The 18,782-nt window shown below is 65.6% G+C and carries 19 protein-coding genes; 8 read left to right on the top strand and 11 right to left on the bottom strand.

Translation table 11 applies throughout. The features are described from left to right. Window positions 1–99 precede the first annotated feature (99 nt). Complete coding sequence (locus K410_RS0130185) at window positions 100–1,455, top strand: esterase-like activity of phytase family protein (protein ID WP_028138327.1); 1,356 nt, start codon at window positions 100–102, stop codon at window positions 1,453–1,455. Window positions 1,456–1,643: 188 nt separating this feature from the next. Here K410_RS0130185 and K410_RS0130190 read toward each other — a convergent pair whose 3' ends face one another. The 6 genes from K410_RS0130190 to K410_RS0130215 all read right to left on the bottom strand — a co-directional run bounded on the left by K410_RS0130190 (window position 1,644) and on the right by K410_RS0130215 (window position 7,113). Continuing rightward, complete coding sequence (locus tag K410_RS0130190; protein ID WP_028138328.1) at window positions 1,644–2,474, bottom strand: TonB family protein; 831 nt, start codon at window positions 2,472–2,474, stop codon at window positions 1,644–1,646. Continuing rightward, the gene (exbD, locus tag K410_RS0130195; RefSeq protein ID WP_028138329.1) at window positions 2,474–2,920 is read right to left on the bottom strand and encodes a TonB system transport protein ExbD; all 447 of its coding nucleotides are present in this window, start codon (window positions 2,918–2,920) and stop codon (window positions 2,474–2,476) included. The genes K410_RS0130190 and exbD overlap by 1 nt, the downstream gene beginning before the upstream one ends. 4 nt (window positions 2,921–2,924) lie before the next feature. Continuing rightward, a complete protein-coding gene (gene exbB / locus K410_RS0130200; protein ID WP_028138330.1) occupies window positions 2,925–3,701 on the bottom strand; it encodes a tonB-system energizer ExbB in 777 nt (258 codons plus the stop codon). 23 nt (window positions 3,702–3,724) lie between these two features. After that, the gene (hutX, locus tag K410_RS0130205) at window positions 3,725–4,240 is read right to left on the bottom strand and encodes a heme utilization cystosolic carrier protein HutX (protein WP_028138331.1); all 516 of its coding nucleotides are present in this window, start codon (window positions 4,238–4,240) and stop codon (window positions 3,725–3,727) included. 24 nt (window positions 4,241–4,264) lie between these two features. Then, window positions 4,265–4,600: a heme-degrading protein HmuQ gene (gene hmuQ / locus K410_RS0130210; RefSeq protein ID WP_028138332.1), complete on the bottom strand. Its 336-nt coding sequence runs from the start codon at window positions 4,598–4,600 to the stop codon at window positions 4,265–4,267. 119 nt (window positions 4,601–4,719) lie between these two features. Next, complete coding sequence (locus K410_RS0130215) at window positions 4,720–7,113, bottom strand: TonB-dependent hemoglobin/transferrin/lactoferrin family receptor (RefSeq protein ID WP_028138333.1); 2,394 nt, start codon at window positions 7,111–7,113, stop codon at window positions 4,720–4,722. A gap of 271 nt (window positions 7,114–7,384) precedes the next feature. Between K410_RS0130215 and K410_RS41110 the strand changes: the two genes are divergently transcribed. From K410_RS41110 to K410_RS0130235, 4 genes are read left to right on the top strand one after another with little or no spacing between them, the layout of a single operon-like run. Continuing rightward, the gene (locus tag K410_RS41110) at window positions 7,385–7,591 is read left to right on the top strand and encodes a hemin uptake protein HemP (protein ID WP_028138334.1); all 207 of its coding nucleotides are present in this window, start codon (window positions 7,385–7,387) and stop codon (window positions 7,589–7,591) included. A gap of 6 nt (window positions 7,592–7,597) precedes the next feature. Then, on the top strand, window positions 7,598–8,551 hold the full coding sequence (locus tag K410_RS0130225; protein ID WP_028138335.1) for a heme/hemin ABC transporter substrate-binding protein: 954 nt from the start codon (window positions 7,598–7,600) through the stop codon (window positions 8,549–8,551). Further along, on the top strand, window positions 8,548–9,639 hold the full coding sequence (locus tag K410_RS0130230) for a FecCD family ABC transporter permease (protein ID WP_028138336.1): 1,092 nt from the start codon (window positions 8,548–8,550) through the stop codon (window positions 9,637–9,639). Before K410_RS0130225 ends, K410_RS0130230 begins: the two co-directional genes overlap by 4 nt. Then, entirely contained in the window at window positions 9,636–10,439 is an 804-nt protein-coding gene (locus K410_RS0130235; protein WP_028138337.1) for a heme ABC transporter ATP-binding protein, read from the top strand. The genes K410_RS0130230 and K410_RS0130235 overlap by 4 nt, the downstream gene beginning before the upstream one ends. Before the next feature lie 56 nt (window positions 10,440–10,495). Here the strand turns inward: K410_RS0130235 and K410_RS0130240 are convergent, their stop codons facing one another. After that, entirely contained in the window at window positions 10,496–12,175 is a 1,680-nt protein-coding gene (locus K410_RS0130240) for a mucoidy inhibitor MuiA family protein (protein ID WP_028138338.1), read from the bottom strand. Window positions 12,176–12,340: 165 nt separating this feature from the next. Next, window positions 12,341–12,961, bottom strand: coding sequence for a response regulator transcription factor (locus tag K410_RS0130245; RefSeq protein WP_028138339.1), 621 nt, complete (start codon window positions 12,959–12,961; stop codon window positions 12,341–12,343). Between the two features lie 204 nt (window positions 12,962–13,165). On the opposite strand from K410_RS0130245, the gene K410_RS0130250 reads away from it, so the two are divergent. Further along, window positions 13,166–14,197 (top strand): AraC family transcriptional regulator, encoded by a 1,032-nt coding sequence (locus tag K410_RS0130250; RefSeq protein WP_028138340.1) that lies wholly within the window; start codon window positions 13,166–13,168, stop codon window positions 14,195–14,197. A 2-nt stretch (window positions 14,198–14,199) separates the two neighbouring features. Here the strand turns inward: K410_RS0130250 and K410_RS0130255 are convergent, their stop codons facing one another. Continuing rightward, a complete protein-coding gene (locus K410_RS0130255) occupies window positions 14,200–15,411 on the bottom strand; it encodes an NnrS family protein (protein ID WP_028138341.1) in 1,212 nt (403 codons plus the stop codon). Between the two features lie 130 nt (window positions 15,412–15,541). On the opposite strand from K410_RS0130255, the gene K410_RS0130260 reads away from it, so the two are divergent. Then, window positions 15,542–16,252: a Crp/Fnr family transcriptional regulator gene (locus K410_RS0130260; protein WP_028138342.1), complete on the top strand. Its 711-nt coding sequence runs from the start codon at window positions 15,542–15,544 to the stop codon at window positions 16,250–16,252. Window positions 16,253–16,369: 117 nt separating this feature from the next. Here the strand turns inward: K410_RS0130260 and K410_RS0130265 are convergent, their stop codons facing one another. Both K410_RS0130265 and hemN read right to left on the bottom strand, forming a co-directional pair. Next, window positions 16,370–16,567: a DUF1858 domain-containing protein gene (locus K410_RS0130265; protein WP_028138343.1), complete on the bottom strand. Its 198-nt coding sequence runs from the start codon at window positions 16,565–16,567 to the stop codon at window positions 16,370–16,372. 213 nt (window positions 16,568–16,780) lie between these two features. Continuing rightward, on the bottom strand, window positions 16,781–18,133 hold the full coding sequence (gene hemN, locus K410_RS0130270) for an oxygen-independent coproporphyrinogen III oxidase (protein WP_028138344.1): 1,353 nt from the start codon (window positions 18,131–18,133) through the stop codon (window positions 16,781–16,783). A 165-nt stretch (window positions 18,134–18,298) separates the two neighbouring features. On the opposite strand from hemN, the gene K410_RS0130275 reads away from it, so the two are divergent. Then, entirely contained in the window at window positions 18,299–18,487 is a 189-nt protein-coding gene (locus K410_RS0130275) for a hypothetical protein (RefSeq protein WP_028138345.1), read from the top strand. The last annotated feature ends 295 nt before the right edge of the window (window positions 18,488–18,782 follow it).

Genomic DNA, 18,782 nt, shown 5'->3' on the forward strand with positions numbered 1-18,782 from the left:
GATGGGGAGAGGCGAAGCAAGCTGCGGCGTTTGGCCCGGCTTCACAAAACTGCAACGTGCCGTCCGCATAAGGCGTGCGTCCGCCAACAGGAGACGCACATGCGCGCGACTTTTCTCAGCACCGTCGCAACGATCATTCTCACCGCAAGCTCCGCGCTGGCGCAGAGCGAAGGCGAATTCCCGGCCAAGCTGGCCGGCCACGTGGTGATGCCAGCCGAATCGTTCGTCGACGCCCCGGCTGACGCACCCGCAGATCTCAAGACCGCCGGCAAATATACCACCGGCAAGCGTGTCGACGCGCTCGGCACCGTCATGGGCAAGTCCTATGAACGTCCGACCGGGGTGTCGCTGCCGTTCAAAGGCCAGCCGCTGCAGGGCCATTCCGGCATCAAGACCATGCCCGACGGCAGCTTCTGGGTCGTCACCGACAACGGCATGGGCGCCCGCGCCAACTCGCCGGACTCGATGCTGTACCTCAACCGCTACAAGATGGACTGGGCCAGCGGCAAGATCGAGCGGCTAGAGACCATTTTCCTGCACGATCCCGACAAGAAGGTGCCCTTCCGCATCCTGCATGAGGATAGCCAGAAGCGCTATCTCACCGGCTCCGATTTCGACACCGAAGGCTTCCAGATCATCGGCGACACCTTCTGGATCGGCGACGAGTTCGGCCCCTACATTCTGAAGGCCGACAAGGCCGGCAAGATTCTCGGCGTGTTCGACACGGTCGCCGACGGCAAGCCGGTGCGCTCTCCCGACAATTGGGCGGTGGGGACGCCGGCCGCGCCGGGCGCGACCTACACCAATGTCAACCTCCGCCGCTCCAAGGGCTATGAGGGCTTCGCCGCGTCGAAGGACGGCAAGTTCCTCTACGGCCTGCTCGAAGGACCGCTGTGGGATGCGGAGAAGAAGGACTGGGAGAAGATCGACGGCAAGGAGGCCGCCCGCATCCTCGAATTCGACGTCGCCGCCCAGAAATTCACCGGTCGCCATTGGCACTACGTGTTCGAGCAGAACGGCAACGCCATCGGTGACTTCAACATGATCGATCAGGCCTCCGGCCTCGTCATCGAACGCGACAACGGCGAAGGCACCGCCGACAAGGCCTGCCCGCAAGGCCAGCGCGGCGAGAGCTGCTTTCCTGATTTCGCCAAGTTCAAGCGCGTCTACAAGATCGAGCTGACCGACGCCAACGTCGGCAAGCCCGTGCGCAAGATCGGCTATATCGACCTGATGAAGATCAGGGATCCCGACAGGAAGGCGCGCAAGCCGCTCAACGACGGCGTCTACACCTTCCCGTTCTTCACCATCGAGAACGTCGACCGCGTCGACGACAACCACATCATCGTCGGCAACGACAACAACCTGCCGTTCTCGTCCAGCCGCGATCCCAACAAGGCCGACGACAACGAATTCGTGCTGCTTGAGGTCGCGGATTTCCTGAAGGCGAAGTAGCGCATCGAGCCTTCTCAGCCGCCACGAACTCCGCCGTCGCTCCTGCGACAGCAGGGACCCATAACCATCGGGAGGAGTTATGGCACGAGATGGTGGTAACGGTCTTCGTCAAACTTGACCCTGTGGCTGGGTCCCGGATCAGCGCTGCGCTTGTCCGGGACGACGACTGAGCTCGTGGTGACGGCTCCCTACCTCACCGTAAACTGAACCGGGATCGTAAAGCTCATCGACCCGTTCTTGATCTCGTCGGGGATCGGCGGAAACGGCGAGGCCTGGCGGACCATCGACATGGCCTGGGCGTCGAAGGCAGCGACGCCGGACGAGCCGGCAAGGCGACTCGACGTGACCTGTCCGCTGCGGCTGACGGTGAAGCTCAGCCTTGCCACGCCGCGCTGGCCGCCAGCGGCGGACGGGTATGAGTGGAATCGCATCAAGTGGGCGCGGACCCGCTGATTGTACGACGCAATGGCTGAGGCCACCGCGCCGGCGCTCTGCGCCGATGCCATCGGCGCCTCACGCTCGGCGCGCGGCGGAGCGCTGGTTCGCGGTGCAGGCATTGCCTCCGACGGCTTCTTCGCGTCGCGGCGGACCACTTTCGGCTTTTCAAGTGCTGGTTTTTCGACGGGCACGATCTTTGCCGGTTCAGGCTTTGCTGGGGTCGACTCCAGCTTCTGCTCCGAAGGCGCGATCACCTCCGGCTTCTCCTGCGGCGGTGTCGGCGCGATCGTCTCCTCGACGGCCTGCTGCTGCACTGGCTCCGGCGGCGAGGCGTCGGCTTCCTGCATCACCGGCCCCGGTGCGACGTCATCCCGCATCGACTGCGGCGCCGAGGTCAGCGGCGCCATATCGACCATGATCGCCGGCAGGCTGACGCCCTGCTCCGGTTGCGACCTCTGCCAAGTCATCGCAAGCAGCGCGGCAGCCACATGCAACGTCACGATCGCCGCCGCCGAGAAACCCCAGCGCGCCGTTTCACGCTCGCCGAGCGGCTGGTGCAGGGCAAAGGCGTTCGCGGCCATCAGCTGCGTCCATCGAGGCCGACCAGCGCGACCTTGAGATAGCCGGCATTGCGCAAGGTGTTCATGACCTCCATCAGGTCGCCGTAGGAAACGGCCTTGTCGGCGCGCAGATAGATGCGCTCGTCCTTGCGGCCTTTGGTGGCGGCGTCGAGCGAGGTGCTGAGCACCTCGCGGGCGACGACATCTTCTCCGACCGCGACGGACAGGTCCGGCTTGACGGTGACGAAGACCGGCTTGTCCGGTCGTGGCGCCGGCTCGGCCGCGGTGGCCGGCAGATCGACGCCGATGTCGACGGTGGCGAGCGGAGCGGCCACCATGAAGATGATGAGAAGCACCAGCATCACGTCGATGAACGGCGTGACGTTGATCTCATGGGTGACGTCGAGATCGTCAAGGTCGCTGCGCCTGCGCGGCGATCCGGAGTGCGTACCGAGCTTGGCAGCCATGGCTCTATTCCGCCGCCCGCGCCAATCGGAATTCTCTGTGGTCGCGTTGGCGGCTGACCAGCAGCATGAGCTGAGCCGAGGCGTCGCCGAGCAGGGCGCGGTAATTGGCGATGCCGCGCACGAGGTGGTTGTAGATCACGACCGCCGGGATCGCCGCGACGAGACCGAGTGCGGTGGCGAGCAGCGCCTCGGCGATGCCGGGCGCGACCACGGCAAGGCTCGTGGTGTGGCTCTCGGAAATGCCGATGAATGAGTTCATGATACCCCAGACGGTGCCGAACAGGCCGACGAACGGCGCGATGGCGCCGATGGTCGCCAGCAGGCCGGTGCCGCGCGCGATCTGCCTGGACATCGCCGCCTCGACCCGCTCGAGCCGCAGCGCGACGCGCTCCTGAAGACCGTCGTCGAGCACGCCGCCGGAGAGCTCGGCCTCCCTGGCGCAGGACTGGATCAGCTGGGCGACGGCGTCGCTTGCGTCACCGGCCCGTGCGGACGCCTCGGCGAGAGTCATGTTGCCCTCGAGCGCGCGCGTCCGCCGCAGGGCAAGAGCGCTCTTGCGGCGGAGCTCGATGGTCTTGGCAAGCCATACCGTCCATGTCGCCAGCGAGGCGATAGCGAGCCCGATCATCACGATCTTCACGATGACGTCGGCGCCGACGAACATGCCCCACGGTGACAGATTGCGCGGCAACAGCGCTTGGTCGATCGCGAAGGCGGGTGCCGGCGCGATCGTCAGCGCGATTGCGAGGATCACGTGCCGAAGCCTGGAAGTGCCCTGCATCCTGATCTCCCGACAGATGGAAATTACGCCGAAGGCTTCGCCGCGATACGGTCAGCAAGTCCCCGGAACCGCGCCAGCTGATCCACGCGCAACGCCCGGGTCTCGTCGCGGCCGACGAAGACCTTGAACATGATTCCGCCGTCGGCGTTGACGAACGCGACGAAGGCCGAGGACTTGCCCATGAAGGGCCTTTCGACAAAGGCGATGCCTGCGCAGCGCTCGTGGCGGAGATGGCCGTGTAGGCCCTTCGGCTGCATCAGGTTGAAATAGCCGCGGCCAATCTCGCCCCTGGGCACGGTCCCGGTGAACTCGAAGATCGCATCATCGGTGTGGACGATCAGGGTGACCTCGCCCCATTCCGCGATGTCCTGCATGGCGGCGGCAAAATGTTCGCCGCTCCCGATGCGCACCATGGACGGCGGCAGCGCCTCGATCACCGCGCGCGGCGTGACGCTGCGCTCGCGCGCAACATCCTCGATCACCGCGCCGGGATTGTCCGCCATATGCGCCCTGAGATCGGCAAGATCTGTGCTTAGCATGTCCGGCCTCCTCGACCAGCCGCCTCAGGCCGCCGTGCTCGCCTTGCGCTCGGTCATGATGACCTCGAACCCTTCGAACTTGGGGTGGCCGAGATAGAGGCTTTCGCCTGTCTTGTTGTCGGCGCGGGCGTGAGCACGGCGGAATTCCTCTGAGCGCGTCCAGGCCTCGAAGGCAGCCTTGTCGACCCACACGGTATGCGAGGAGTACAGCGTGTGGTCCTGGGCGACGGGTCCCTTGAGCAGATGGAATTCGACGAACCCCGCCATGCTGCCGAGATAGGACTCCCGGGTGCGCCAGACGGTCTCGAAAGCGGCTTCCGAGCCGGGCTTCACCTGAAAACGATTCATCGCAATGAACATTCGACTTTTCTCCTGTGTCTTTTGAATCGGCAATCGCCGATCGGATATTTCAGAACGGACCGAAGCCACGCTGACGCATCAGCGTGGCTCCGGAGATGGCTAGCGCATCCCGGCGGAGCTCAGGTGCCGCCAAAGTGGTATTTGAGGCCTCCCTTGATCACGAGCCCGGCACCGGCGCTCGCCCACTTCACGTCGTTCTGCGTGTCGCCCGTGCTCCCCACCGGAATGGCGTACGGCCGGTAGTAGCGGTTGAAGAGGTTCTCGACAGAGAAGTTGAGGGTGAGATCTGGCGTCGGGTGATACTGCGCGTAGAGATTGACGAGATCGTACGACGTCGCCGGCGTGTAGGTCCTGGGGATGTCGTAGTTGGCGAGTGCCGACGTCCACATCATCGAGAGGATGAGGGTGCGGTCGAGCAGACGCACGCCGGCCGTCGTCGTGATCTTCTGCGGCGGAATGCTGTAGAGGCCGAACCCGGTCTGGAGATTCTTTCCGCTCTGATAGGTCCCGGACACGCCGAAGAACCACAGGTTGGCGTCATACATTGCCTCTGCCTCGAAGCCTTGAATGCGCGCGGATGCCACGTTCTGATACTGCAGGAACGGGAGCACCGTGATGGACGGTGCCGGCGGCGGCCCGGTCGGAACCACGAGCGGGTTTCCATAAGCGACCTGATCGATGAAGTCGGTGATGTCGTTACGGAACACGTTGATCTTGCCGCGCAGCGCGTCGCCCGCCGTGAACAGATCATTCTTCTTGATGTTGAAGCCGATCTCCTTGTTCTTGCCGATCTCGGGGCGCAGGTTCGGGTTCGGTACGAAGCAGAAGGTCGAATCCGCCCCCGGTCCCGGCGTGCCCGACGGACAGCGGAAGAACGAGTCGTTGACGGTCGCGCCGGCATGTGGGCCGCTCACCAGCGTCTCCGTGATCGAGGGCGCCCGATAGCCTTCCGCGTAGCTGGCATAGGGGGTCACGACCGCGGTCGGAACGAGAGCAACGGTGATCTTCGGCGAGAGGCGATCGCCGCCCGACGACGAGGACGCCGAGGAAAGCTGATAATTGTCGTAACGGAGCGCACCGATCACCTCGAGCATCGAAGTGTAGTTCGCCTTCCATTGCACGAACCCGCCCGATACGGTGCGCTGACCGCCGGGCGTCGTGACCTCGGATGTACCGGTCCTGTCACGAGACGACACCTTGTCCTGGAACGCATCCAGGCCGTAAGTCACCGCGTGGCGCCAGCTTCCCGTTTCGAACCGCGTCGTGTTGTGCATATCGATACCGATCGTATCGAGCAGGTATCCGCGATTGCTCCCGATGCATCCCGAGACGGCATTGCCCGGCACGCCGCCGCAATAAACCGAGGGCGTCGTGGTGGTGTGCCTGGTCTTGATCTGATCGTTCTCGGTGCGATTCCAGTAGATCTTCGCATCCCAGTCGAACCACTGATCGTCGGGCTGGGAGTATTTCCATCCCAGCGTGGTCGTGTAGTTCTTCACGTTGGAAGCGTAGACCGACGTGCCGTTCAGGTTGTTGGTACCGTTCGCATTGGTGGAATTGGGATCGCCCGCGCGCCGCGGCGGCTGGCCCACACTGAAGATGTCCTCCTGGAAGATGGCCCCGAGCTTGACTTCGTGGCCGTCGGCCGGACGAACCGTCAGCTTGGCGATGCCGCTGCTCAGACGGTTGCCGGTGTTTGCGACCTCGTAGCCGGTACCGTCCTTGTAGCTCTCCTGAGTTGAATAAGTGCCGCCTGCGAAGACGTCGACATTGGGATTGACGTGAACACCGCCAAAGGCGGATCCGAGGGCACGCCCGTAATTGCTGCCGAGGATGGTCTTCACGTCGACGCCCCAGCGTTCTCCCACGCGGACCACGTCCTCGATGTCCTTGGTGCGGAACGAGGCCACGCCGCCGATCGCGCCGGAGCCGTAGATGTTCGCGGTCGGGCCGCGCACGATGTCGATGCCGCTGATCAGTTCCGGATTGAGGAAGAACGAGCCATTGGCGAAATGGCCGGTGCGCTGGTAGTTCTGCCGCGCGCCGTCGACCACGACGGCAACACGGCCGAAATCCTGGAGGCCCCGGATGTTGATCGAGGTTGCCGGATCATCGCCGCGATTCTGGACCCAGACGCCGGGCAAGTTGTAGATGAGATCGCCGACGGTGCTGGCCTGGCGGGTTTGGATCTGCTCGGACGTGACGACACTGACGGGCGCCAGTGCGTCGACGGCTCGCTCTTCCGTCTTGGTCGCCGCAGCCGTGATGGTGTCGAGCACCTGAATGGGTGCCGTGCCGCCGGCCTGGGCGCGGGCATTGAGGGCGTCAGGCGCTGCCTCTGCGATCTGCGGCTTCCCCGGCTTGCGCTTCGACTGCTTCGCTCGTTCGGAGGACGCGTTTTCGGCCTGCGGCGAAGCAGTCTGCGCGAGACCGCTCTCCGTCATCACTGCCGCAATTGAAACCACCGACGCGCCCAAAATCAGGGCGCGCGAATACCTAGCCCCGTCAGCCATATCAGCCCCAGCCTGCACTTCACTTCAAAAATTTTGAATCTTCTGGCTGGCTGGCGTGCGTTCGCAACGCGAACGGCTGGCTGGCTGACTTGCTCGAGTCGCGGGCAGGTTCCCCCCACCCGTCACAAATGGTTACGTGGCAAGACCCGGACGGTCAATGACATCAGGTTACAGTTTATATCGATTGTAAATCGCAGCCGTTGGAATGCGCTCGGTGCCGCCTGTACAAACAGGCAGCACTCCAAGGTTTCGAAGGCGCATCACACTTCATATGTCAGCAACGTCCGCAAGCAACAACGGCGACGCCGCGGGGACAGCAGAAGGCTCTTCTGCGACGACAAGAACCCTGACCATGCGTGGAAGCCAGATCGACAGCCGCGAGTTGTTCGCGGCTGCCCGCGAGATCATCATTGCGCATGGCGAAGACAGCTATCGGCTTCGCCTGACAGCGCAGAACAAGCTGATCCTGACGAAGTAATCCGCAATGGCATTATGTCGCACCCTCGCCAATCTCCTGCTCTGCAGCGCAATCGCGCTCGCGCCGGCCGCGCTCGCCGCCGGCATCACCGTGCATGACGCACGCAATCGCGAGATCGCCGTGACCGATTTCGCGCGCACGGTCTCGATCGGCGGCGCCATCACCGAGATCCTCTACGCGCTCGGGCTCGAGAGCCGGCTGGTCGGCGTCGACACCACGAGCCTCTATCCGGCGGCGGCGCTGCGGGACAAACCCAATGTCGGCTACATGCGCCAAATCTCCGCCGAAGGCGTGCTGGGACTCAATCCGACCCTGATCCTGGCGATCCAGGGCTCGGGTCCGCGCGAGACCATGGACATCCTGGAAACAGCGAAAGTGCCGTTGGTGCTGGTGCCCGATACCTTTACCGAGGCCGGCCTGATCGAGAAGATCAAGCTGGTCGGTCACGTCATGGGCGTCGACGCGCGCGCCGCGTGCCTGAGCGCGGCGGTCAGCGCCGATTTTGCGCAGCTCCGCGCCCTGCGCGCCAAGGTGACCAAGCCGGTGCGCGTGATGTTCGTGATGTCGCTGCAGAACGGCAGAGCGCTGGTGGCGGGCCGCAAGACTGCGGCCGAGGAGATCATCCAGCTTGCCGGCGCCGCCAATGCCATCGACGATTTCGACGGCTACAAGATCATCGGCGACGAGGCGATCGCGGCAGCAAGGCCCGATGTCGCGCTGTCGATCGAACGCGGCAAGGACCAAGTCCAGGCCGAGGCGATCTATGCCCACCCCGGCTTTGCGCTGACGCCGGTCGCGGCCAACAAGAGCTTCATCGCCATGGACGGGCTCTATTTGCTCGGCTTCGGCCCCCGGACGGCGGCGGCAGCGCGCGATCTTTCCGCAAGGCTCTATCCGGCACTGGCCGAACGGAGCGACGGGTTCACGTCGGCGCTGCCGGCGGCGAACTGCCGGCAATGAGCGTTGCGACCGGGACCGGAGCGGGTACACCGCAACGACGCGCCAGCGCCGGACGACGGTCCGCGCCTTTGGCGATCGTCGTCCTGATCGCGGCGCTCGCGGTCACCGCGATTGTGGCGCTGACGCTCGGCGCCGCCGGCATTCCCCTCTCCCGCCTTCCTGCCGCGCTGGGACTGTCGGGCGAAGGCACGGCCATGACCGCCCGCGACCAGCTCGTGCTGTGGTCGATCCGCGTCCCCCGGATCGCGGCGGCAGCGATGATCGGCGGCCTGCTCGCCGGGGCCGGCGCGATCATGCAAGGATTGTTTCGTAACCCGCTGGCCGATCCCGCCCTGGTCGGCGTCTCCAGTGGCGGCGCGCTCGCAGCCGCAGGCGCGATTGTCTTCACCGATTCTCGCTTCGGCGAGACACTGCGCCTCCTCCAGACCGAGCTGCTTCCGCTCGCGGCATTCGCGGGATCGTTGGCCACGACCGCAATCCTCTACGGCATCTCGAGCCGGTCGGGGCGCACCTCGATCGCGATCTTCCTGCTCGCCGGCGTCGCCATCACCGCCATCGCCAATGCCGGCATCGGGCTTCTGGTCTTCGTCGCCGACGATCGCCAGCTCCGCGACATCACGTTCTGGATGCTGGGCTCGATGAGCGGCGTAACCTGGACCAAAGCCGCCGTGCTCGCACCGGTCCTCGTCGTCGGGCTCGGCGCCTGCACGTTCATCGCGCGCGGACTCGATCTCCTGGTGCTCGGCGAGGCCGACGCCTTTCACGGTGGGGTCGATGTCGAGCGCCTCAAGCGCATCTCGATCGTAGTGGTCTCCGCCATGACCGGCGTCGCCGTGTCAATCAGCGGCGTCATTGGCTTCGTCGGCATCGTCGTTCCGCATCTGCTGCGCCTCGTCATCGGGCCCGCGCATCGGCTGTTGCTGCCGGCCTCGATGCTGCTCGGCGCGATCTTGATGGTCGGCGCCGATACGCTGGCGCGCACGATCGTCGCGCCGGCGGAGATGCCGATCGGCATCCTGACCGCGGCGGTCGGCGCGCCAGTCTTCCTCTTCATCCTGCTGCGGCAGCGCGGGCTCGCCTCGCTATGAGCGCCGTGATCGAGGCCCGCGCCCTAAGCAAGCGCGCCGGCCGCGCGACGCTCCTCGACGGCGTCGGCCTGACGGTCAAGGCCGGCGAAATGGTCGCCGTAATCGGCCCGAACGGCGCAGGCAAATCGACGTTGCTGCGGCTGCTCTCCAGCGATCTCCGGCCGAGCGCAGGCGAGGTGCGCCTGAAGCAGCGCGACATCGGCAGCTTCACGCCGCGCGAGCTCGCCGCGCGCCGCGCCATGCTGTCCCAGCACATCAACGTCACCTTTCCCTTCACCGTCGAGGAGATCGTGCAGATGGGCGCGGGGGAGCGCAGCGGACGTGACGCGGGCCCGCTCGTCGATGCCGCCCTCGAGGAGGTCGGCCTTGCGCATTTCCGGGAACGGCAATTGCCTACGCTCTCGGGCGGCGAGCAACAGCGCGCCCATTTCGCCCGCGTGCTGGTGCAGCTTGCCTGCGGCGAGGCCGAGCATGGCCCGGGACTTCTGCTGCTGGACGAGCCGACCTCGAGCCTCGATCTGCGTCATCAGATCGACCTCGTCGAGGCCGCGCGCCGCCGCGCCAGCACCGGCACGGCGGTGATCGCGATCCTGCACGATCTCAATCTCGCCATCCGCTTCGCCGACCGGCTGATCGTGCTGGCTGGCGGCAAGCTCGTCGCAGACGGCTCACGCGCAGACATCGTCACGCGCGAGATCATCCGCGACATTTTCGAGATCGAGGCGGTGGTCCATCGAGACGTCGATGGCGTGCCCTATGTGCTGCCGCAGTCGATGCGGGCGGCACCGCCTCCGCGCTGAAGGTGCGCTCCCTCCCCCGCTTGCGGGAGAGGGAGTGCACACCTCGTTCGTGGTGGCTACCCCGCCGGCACGATCACCATGCTCTTGTCCTTCGGCCAGCGGATGCGCCAGGCGAAGTTGATGTCGCGGACTTCGCCGGGCTTGGCCTCGAACGACCATTCCAGCACGCCGCGCTTGTCGCGGATGTTGTTCGCGGTCGGCGGCGTGGTCGACGGCAGCATCTCGACGACGATGTCCTCGCTCTCGCTGACCGGCAACTGATCCTCGATCGCAATCTTGATCGGGAAGTCGTGGCCGTTGCGGATCGTGGTCTTGAACGCACGTTCGTCCGTCTTGGACGTCGTGACCAGCAGGCCTGCCGAACCCTCGTTGCGCTTGAGCACGGCGCGCTCGATCCTGACCTTGTCGTCGGCGCCGAAGCCGAGCCGAACGACGTCATCCTTGGCCGACGCCGAGATCTTGCCGCGACCGACAAAGACGCCGTCGCGATAGATCGCAACCTTGCCAGGCAGCAGGGTCGTGTCGTCGGTCTGCTTGAAGCTGGCTTCGAGGAAGGCGGTCGGGTCCAGCACGGGCGCGGCGCGGACGGCGAGGTCGGCAGGGACGGTCATGGCCGCGATGCGCATGCTCTTGGCTCCCTCCTGGGCGCCAAGGCTGACGCGACCGGGAATCTTGAACGTGGCCTGGAAGCCGCCGATCTCGGCCACCGCCTGCTGCTCATCGGCGCGTTCGCGCGACTCGGACGCCTCCGCGATCTTGGCCATCGCCGGCGAATGTGCCTGGCGCGTCATGGGTGCAGGCCGCGCCAGGTCCGAGGCTGTGCCGAGGGCCAGCGGCTTGGGCGGCTGCGGATACTGCGCCACCAGCGAGCCGAGCTCCGGCGCGCTGCCGCCACGGCCGATGCGCACCGTGGAAACACCGAGCGCGACATTCGACCAGTCTTCGCCGGTCGACTGCGTGATCTCGGCGCGACGAACGAGTTCGAGCTGCGGCTTGCGGTCCTTGGCGCCGGTGTCGAGCCGGGCGTCGTAGAGCGGCACCCAGCGTGCGTTGCGCACGGCGTAGGTCACCCGCAGCGTCGCCTTGGTCGCAGCGGCGGAGGAGACGTCGATCCGCACCTCCAGCTTGCTCGGCGGCTTGGCCGAGCGCTCGGCCTCGAGCTGCGCGATCTGGCGGTCGATCTCGCGCTGCTTTCGCGTGGCGTCACGGATCGTCGTATCGGCGGTCGCGGTCTCCTCGGCGACCGCGGCAAAGGCCGCGCGCCATTCGGTGATCGGCCGGGCCTCGCCCTTGTCGCCGAGGCCTGCGGGCGAGGCTTCGGCGAAGCGCTGGGCAAAGCTGCGCCTCGCGTTTGCCGAATCGATCGCACCTTGCAGGTCGGCGCGCTGATCCCTCAGCGCTTCGATGCGCTTGTCGAGCTCGGAGAGGTTGACGGGCGGCAAGGCCCGCGGCGGCCGGGCATCGATCGTGCCGATGGTGAGCTTGGCGCCCGCTTCGCCTTCGACGCGAAGCGAGGACGGATCGAGCGAGAGCGGAAAATCCCTGGCGACCAGCGTCGAATCGCCGGAGGCGAGGTCCAGCGCTATGATGCGGGTGACGGTGGCGCCATCGGGATAGACGGTCACGGCGTCGATCGCCGACTTGGCGTCCAATTCGGCGGCCCATGATGGCACCGCGAAGGCCGTGGTCACCAGGACCAGGCTCGTCGTTGCCAGACATTTTGCGGTGATGCACATGAAATTCCTCCCTGCCGATATCGACGCGTCACCACCCGGACGCGCGAAAGATGCCTTGCCAAGATGGTTGGACGCGGCAGGGAAGGAACCGGTTCGATTGGGGTTTCCGTTGGGCATCGCTGCGGCGGCACCAAGGCTCCGGTGCGCTTGGCGATCCCGCGGGTCTCAAGCCTGGGTCGGCGAACCCTGGCCGAAGATGCGGCGGAGCAGATCGGTCACGTTCTTGGCCCCAGCCTTCTTCAAGATGCCGGCGCGGTAACCTTCGACCGTCCGCGCACTCAGATGCATGCGGCGGGCGATCTCCTTGTTGGTCAGGCCGGCGGCAAGGTGCTCGAGCACGTCGGCTTCGCGCGCTGTCAGCGGCTCGCAGCCGGGCAGCCAGCCCTGGCGGCTCGTGCGGGGCTGCGCGAATTCATCGATGGCGGCGTCGATCCGACCGACGATGTCATGGGTGCGAAACGGCTTTTCGATGAAGTCCGCCGCGCCGCTCTTGATGGCGTCGACCGCCAGGGCGATGCTACCGTTCGCAGAGGTCACCAGCACCGGCGCCATGCAGTTTTCCTGGCGCAGCCGCCTGAGCATGTCGAGGCCGGAGCGATCGGGCGGCAGCTCCATCAGCACGCAGGCCGGCATCCGCGCCTTTGCCTGGGACAACAGAGACGCACCGTCGGCGAAACAGATCACGTCATAGGCGCTCTGTTGGAGCGCGGCTGAAAGTTGTTCGCGGGAGGCCGCATCGGTCTCGATGACGAATACCTCACCCTTGGAAAGCGTGTTTCCCGGCATATCCCGATCCAGCAATGTCTTGGTCAAATGGTCTGAGACGGAAGGCAGGCCCCATCGCCGCGCCGCGCCGTCATGAGCACAGCATTCACGCCAGTGCTTCGGTTTCCCCTATGTATGTTCCGCCCGGTTCCCGGATTTGACGGATCGGGACAGAAACTTTACATTTCGGGACATCTGCGGGAATGGCTGGCAAGAACGGTTCGCATGACCGACCTCGTTCGCAGCGCAGGCTTGAGCTACTATCCGGAAATCGCCCGGTCGGTCGGGCTCGATCCGAAACAGATGATGCGCAAGGCCAGGCTGCCGCTGGCCTGTCTCGACAAGCCCGACACTCCCATCGCCGTCGCCGGCCTGCGCCGTCTGCTCGAATTGTCGGCAGCGGCGTCCGGCGCCGAAGATTTCGGCTTGCGTCTCGCCGAGCGCGGCGGCCTGACCAATTTCGGCGCCGTCGGCCTGATCGTGCGCGAGCAGGCGACAGTGGGCGAGGCGATCGAGGCGTTCTCGCGCTTCATCCATATCCATCATGACGGCATGCGTCTGGATGTGACGCGCGGCAGGCAGACTGTGACCGTCACGCTGCATCTGCGCGGCCGGCAGCCGAGCGCGCCGCGCCAGTCGATCGACATGGCGCTCGGCAGCGTCCACCGCATCCTCCAATCGCTGTTCGGCCATGACTGGCGGCCGCAGGAAGTACATCTGCATTATCCGCTGCCGAAGGACCGCAAGCGCTATCGCGACTTCTTCGGTTGCCGCGTGACCTTCAACGCCGAGGACGATGCGATCCTGCTGTCGGCGCACGACATGGAGCGCCGGATCCCGGGCGCGCATCCCCTGGTCGCGACGTATCTGCGCAAGCGCATCGAGGCAATCGAGACCCGGCCGGCAAGTTGGGAGGGGAAGGTCGACGAAGTCGTGCGGACCCTGCTCGCTACCGGCGACTGCACCGTCGAGCGCGTCGCCGAGCATCTTGCCTGCACCCGCCGCACCATCCACCGCCATCTCGCCGCAGCAGGCACCAGCTTCTCGGCCATCCTGGATGCGCAACGCGCCGATCTCGTCACTCAGCTGATCGACGACCACGGGCGGCCGCTGGGTGACATCGCGCTGCAGCTTGGGTTCTCCGCGCAGAGCGCCATGGCGCGCTGGTTCCGCGGCCGCTTCGGCTGCACCATCACCGACTGGCGCAAGGGCGTGAGACCACCGGCGGCCGATGCGCCCTCGGCAAGCGCGGCCTGAGTTCAGCGCGCCGGGGCCGGCACGCCCATGATGGCGAGGGCCCGCCGCCGGCTGCCGGCGAGCAGCGGCCCGAACGCGACGGCAAATCCGAGGAACGCGACGAGCCAGCCACACGCAGCGAGGTGCAACAACACATAATCATGCGCGGGAAATACCACCGCAGCAATCCGGGCCAAAGCCGCGATGATGATTGCGGCATAGATGCCCTGGATCGCCGGCGAAGCGGTCAAAGCCTGTCCAGTATGGCCGAGGCTGGCGCGGGTCATCACTGCGAGCGTCATGGTCCCCGCCGCACCGGTCATCCAGGCGTGGATGCCAGCGCTCGGCGGCAGCGCTCCGAACACCGCAATGGCGTGCAGGATGAAGCCGAACGGCACGAACACGTAACCGACATGCAGGATCATGAGCAGCCGCTCGCGCAAGGTGCGATCACCGGCCCAGCGCGCAAGCCGCATCAGATGCAGCCCGCCGGCGAGCGCCATCAGCACACCGGTGACGGCATTCAGCGGCGCCACGACCCACGAGACGAGCGCGAGCGCGCTGCATCCGATCACTGCGCCGTCGAAACGTCCGAACGGCACCGGCAGCCGGCCGGGATTGAACTTGACCAGCCAGTTGCGGGTGAAGCTCGGAATGATGCGGCCACCGATCAGCGCGATCAGCAGCATGACCACGCCGATGCCGACGCGGATGCTGACATCGGCCGCGCCCTGATAATGCGCCTCGAGATGAAAAGCGACGTTGCCGGCGAGCAGAACGGACACCAGCCCCACCACCGGCAGGTTGCGCCAGTTGCCGCCTGCAATGACTTCACGCGCCGCGGCGGCGACGACCAGCGCCAGGAAGGCGGCGTCGACGGCCAACGCGAACGCCCAGCCGGTATCGGCCGACAGCGTCACCACGACCCGCCCGGCCAGCCAGACCGTCACCAGCGCCCCGAGCGAGGTGCCCTGGATCGGCAGCCGGCCGGTCCAATTCGGAATGGCCGTGAACAGGAACCCAGTAATCACCGCCGGCAGGAAGCCGTAGAGCATCTCATGGACGTGCCAATCGCGCGCCGCGAATGCGGAACTGACCGACAATTCGCCATAGAACATCGGCAGCCAGGCCAGGATCGACAATCCGGCCTGGATCGCGGCGAGCAGGAAAAAAGGCCGAAAACTGTTCGCAAACAGCGGCCAGCCCTGATAATTGCGGGATCGGGCACCAGCCATGGGGTCAACTCCAATGAATTTCGGTCCGTTGTTTGGAAAAATACTGCCAGCCGACCGTTCCGTTTTGCGCTATCGCAAACTATCGGACGATTGCAGGTGCCATCACACTCCTTGACGCCAAGGAGGCAGAATGGCCAAGGTCGACACATCGCTGGTTGCGCATTTGCCGCTGTTTGCCGGGGTCACGCCAGAAGCTCTGGACGAGATCCTGCGTGAGGCCCGTTCGGCGCGATATCCCAAGAACAGTGCCATCTTCGAGCAGGGCGGGGACGCACAGTCGTTCTTCCTGCTGCTGCACGGCCACGTCCGCGCGGCCAAGACAACGCCGACCGGCGAGCAGATCGTAGTGCGCTATGTCGCGCCCGGCGAAACGTTCGGGCTCGCCATGGCGATCGGCGCCTCGCGATACCCGGCGACCGCGACCGCAGTCGACGATAGCGTGGTGCTGATCTGGCCGACCTCGGCCTGGCCGCGGCTGGTCGAGCGATTTCCCTCGCTTGCCGCCAACACGCTCCAGACCGTCGGCACCCGCCTCCAGGAGAGCCACACCCGCATCCTGGAAATGTCGACTCAGCAGGTCGAGCAGCGCGTCGCGCATGCGCTGCTGCGCCTCGCCAAGCAGTCCGGCAAGAAGCTCGACCGCGGCATCGAGATCGACTTCCCGATCAGCCGTCAGGACATCGCGCAGATGACCGGCACCACGCTGCACACCGTCAGCCGCATCCTGAGCGGCTGGGAAAGCCAGGGCCTCGTCGAGAGCGGCCGTCAGCGCATCATCCTGCGCGACCCGCACGGGATCGTCGTGCTGGCGGAGCGGAACGCAGACAGCGGAGCGGCGTGACGCCGCACCAAGGCGTCTGCGGCCAGGAGCGAGATAGGAGTGAGGGCGCCTCCGCTTACGGCGAAAGCCGCCCCTCACCTGAGAATCCGCGCGCGCCCGCGCGAATTCCAGACCGTTTCACGCCGGCACGCAATCGACCAGTGCGGCAAGGAATTTTTCGCGGTCGATGCCATGCTCGCGGCAGGCATCATCCACCGTGTGGAAGGTTGCGATCGGGCAACCGACACAAGCCAGTTTAAAGGCTAGAAACACGCGGATGGTGTGCGGCGCCGTACGCATGATGTCATCGACCAGATCGTCGGATCCAAAGGACATGGACAACTCCGTTCGGAGACGACGATAACGGAGGAGCGTGGAGTTTCTTTGTGGAAGCGCAAGCAGTTGCCGTTTCCCTCAGCTCGTCATGCCGGGGCACGCCGCTTGGCGCGAACTTCGATGCACAATTGCGCACCTGAGAATCGATCGGGCGGCGGATGACGTACAGAAATGGATTCCGGGCTCGCGCTGCGCGCGCCCCGGAATGACGAATTACACCGCGCGGCTGTGCAGCTGCTTTGCCGGGTTGAGATGCGCGTCGAACGCGGCGGCGACGCTGCGGACCAGGAAGCGCGAGTCTTTTGCGACTGCGAGGCGATTGCCCTCCAGCCTCACGACGCCGTCGGAGATCAGCGGGCTCAGACGCGCCGCGGAGCGCAGCATCGTCGCGGCCTCGGCGCCATGGCGCGCGCAGATGTCGCCGAGATCGGCACTGAACTCGCACATGATGCGTTCGATGATGTCGGCGCGCAGCCGGTCGTCTTCGGTGAGCCGATAGCCCTTCGCGGTCGCGGGACGGCCGGCGGCGATGCTCTGCGCGTAGGCGCCGATCTGCACCTCGTTCTGGACGTAACCCTGCGGCAAATGACCGATCGCGCTGGCGCCGAAGCCGAGCAGCACTTCACCCTTGTCGGTGGTGTAGCCCTGAAAATTGCGCCGCAGCGTCCCTTCCTCGAAGGCCACCGCCATGGCGTCGCCGGGCCGGGCGAAATGATCGAGCCCGATCTGCACGTAACCGGCCTCCTTCAGCGCATTGGCGATCGCGCAAGCCTGGTCGTGGCGCGCGAGGCCGTCAGGCAGCACGGCTTCGTTGATCATGCGCTGGTGCTTCTTGAACTGGGGCACATGGGCGTAGCCGAACACGGAGAGGCGGTCGGGCGCGAGGGTGAGGCTGCGCCGAACCGTATCCAGGCACGATGCGACGGTCTGGTGCGGCAGCCCGTAGATCAGGTCGAAATTGATTCCCGCGATGCCGGCGCGCCTGAGCATGTCGACCACGGACGCCGTCTGCTCGAAGCTCTGCACGCGGTTGATCGCCCGCTGCACCACGGGATCGAAGCTCTGCACGCCGAGGCTCGCGCGGTTGACGCCGGAGAGCCGCATCGCCTCGACCATGTCGGCCGTCAAGGTGCGGGGATCGATCTCGACCGCGATCTCGGCCGAGGGCAGCACGAAGAACTTCTGGCGCATCGTCGCCATCAGCTCGACGAAAGCCTCCGGCGCCATGATCGTCGGCGTGCCGCCGCCGAAATGGATGTGCTCCACCTTGATGCGACGGCCGATGGTTTCGGCGATCTGCGCGATCTCGTTGCGCAGGGTCCGCTGATAGCCGGCGATGAGCTCGTCCCGGCGGGCGATCTGGGTGTGGCAGCCGCAATACCAGCACATCTCGCGGCAGAACGGCACGTGGAGATAGAGCGACGCGCTGGCACCCGCCGGCAGCTCCGCCAGCCACCGCGCATAGGTGTCAGGTCCGATCGCCGTCGAGAAATGGGGTGCGGTCGGGTAGCTCGTGTAGCGCGGCAATCGCTCTTCGCCGTAGCTTGCCGCAAGATCAGCTCTCATGTCTTACCCATTCGTAAATCTAGGCCGTGTGCAGACATCACGGCAAATCACGGAATGACTTCAATTAACCCGGATGCGTCGAGGCGACTTTGCGCTCGCGCAAAGCCCGGCGACCGGTTCCCGGCAATGATGAGAACATTCGCGCGGCCATCCGGAGCGTTTGCCATGAGGCTTCTCGCACTCGAACTGATCCTTTCCCTGCTCGACGTCCGCGGCCATATCCCGCGCTTCGACGACTTCCGGCCGACCCCGGTCGCACCGGCTCCGGCCGGCACCGCGCGCGCTCTGGCCGCCGCGATCGCGGTCTTCGCCGTATTGTCGCTGGCGATCTGGCTTGCCGTGCAGCTCATCTAGTTGCGATCCGACGATCGATCCCATGGACCGCGCTCGCGAAGGTCGCGGGTCGTATCGGCCGCCCCTGCGAAAGGCGACGGCCACGTCACCGGTCGAATGGTTATCTCACTTGAAGATGCGACCGAGTCGCCACTGAGCACAGACGCGGTGCGATCGCGCTCGGCAATTCTGCGCACCGCACGACATCGATGACTGCGATGCCTGACGCGTCGGCGGCAATCAGTCGCGTGTCAGAATATCGACACCGCTGTCCGGCGTCTGTTCGCTGAGCCTCGACATCCATAACGACGTCGGA

Origin of the sequence: Bradyrhizobium sp. 22 (genome assembly GCF_000482425.1) — a bacterium.
GTDB lineage: Bacteria > Pseudomonadota > Alphaproteobacteria > Rhizobiales > Xanthobacteraceae > Bradyrhizobium > Bradyrhizobium japonicum_B.

What these genes read in the sequence shown, in the direction of transcription:
- K410_RS0130245 (WP_028138339.1), bottom strand. Translation starts at nt 12,961, where the DNA reads ATGCCGGGAAACACGCTTTCCAAGGGTGAGGTATTCGTCATCGAGACC.
- K410_RS0130265 (WP_028138343.1), bottom strand. Translation starts at nt 16,567, where the DNA reads ATGTCCTTTGGATCCGACGATCTGGTCGATGACATCATGCGTACGGCG.
- K410_RS0130230 (WP_028138336.1), top strand. Translation starts at nt 8,548, where the DNA reads ATGAGCGTTGCGACCGGGACCGGAGCGGGTACACCGCAACGACGCGCC.
- K410_RS0130275 (WP_028138345.1), top strand. Translation starts at nt 18,299, where the DNA reads ATGAGGCTTCTCGCACTCGAACTGATCCTTTCCCTGCTCGACGTCCGC.
- K410_RS0130255 (WP_028138341.1), bottom strand. Translation starts at nt 15,411, where the DNA reads ATGGCTGGTGCCCGATCCCGCAATTATCAGGGCTGGCCGCTGTTTGCG.
- exbD (WP_028138329.1), bottom strand. Translation starts at nt 2,920, where the DNA reads ATGGCTGCCAAGCTCGGTACGCACTCCGGATCGCCGCGCAGGCGCAGC.
- K410_RS0130225 (WP_028138335.1), top strand. Translation starts at nt 7,598, where the DNA reads ATGGCATTATGTCGCACCCTCGCCAATCTCCTGCTCTGCAGCGCAATC.
- hmuQ (WP_028138332.1), bottom strand. Translation starts at nt 4,600, where the DNA reads ATGTTCATTGCGATGAATCGTTTTCAGGTGAAGCCCGGCTCGGAAGCC.
- K410_RS0130250 (WP_028138340.1), top strand. Translation starts at nt 13,166, where the DNA reads ATGACCGACCTCGTTCGCAGCGCAGGCTTGAGCTACTATCCGGAAATC.
- K410_RS0130215 (WP_028138333.1), bottom strand. Translation starts at nt 7,113, where the DNA reads ATGGCTGACGGGGCTAGGTATTCGCGCGCCCTGATTTTGGGCGCGTCG.
- exbB (WP_028138330.1), bottom strand. Translation starts at nt 3,701, where the DNA reads ATGCAGGGCACTTCCAGGCTTCGGCACGTGATCCTCGCAATCGCGCTG.
- K410_RS0130190 (WP_028138328.1), bottom strand. Translation starts at nt 2,474, where the DNA reads ATGGCCGCGAACGCCTTTGCCCTGCACCAGCCGCTCGGCGAGCGTGAA.
- K410_RS0130185 (WP_028138327.1), top strand. Translation starts at nt 100, where the DNA reads ATGCGCGCGACTTTTCTCAGCACCGTCGCAACGATCATTCTCACCGCA.
- K410_RS0130235 (WP_028138337.1), top strand. Translation starts at nt 9,636, where the DNA reads ATGAGCGCCGTGATCGAGGCCCGCGCCCTAAGCAAGCGCGCCGGCCGC.
- K410_RS0130240 (WP_028138338.1), bottom strand. Translation starts at nt 12,175, where the DNA reads ATGTGCATCACCGCAAAATGTCTGGCAACGACGAGCCTGGTCCTGGTG.
- hemN (WP_028138344.1), bottom strand. Translation starts at nt 18,133, where the DNA reads ATGAGAGCTGATCTTGCGGCAAGCTACGGCGAAGAGCGATTGCCGCGC.
- K410_RS41110 (WP_028138334.1), top strand. Translation starts at nt 7,385, where the DNA reads ATGTCAGCAACGTCCGCAAGCAACAACGGCGACGCCGCGGGGACAGCA.
- hutX (WP_028138331.1), bottom strand. Translation starts at nt 4,240, where the DNA reads ATGCTAAGCACAGATCTTGCCGATCTCAGGGCGCATATGGCGGACAAT.
- K410_RS0130260 (WP_028138342.1), top strand. Translation starts at nt 15,542, where the DNA reads ATGGCCAAGGTCGACACATCGCTGGTTGCGCATTTGCCGCTGTTTGCC.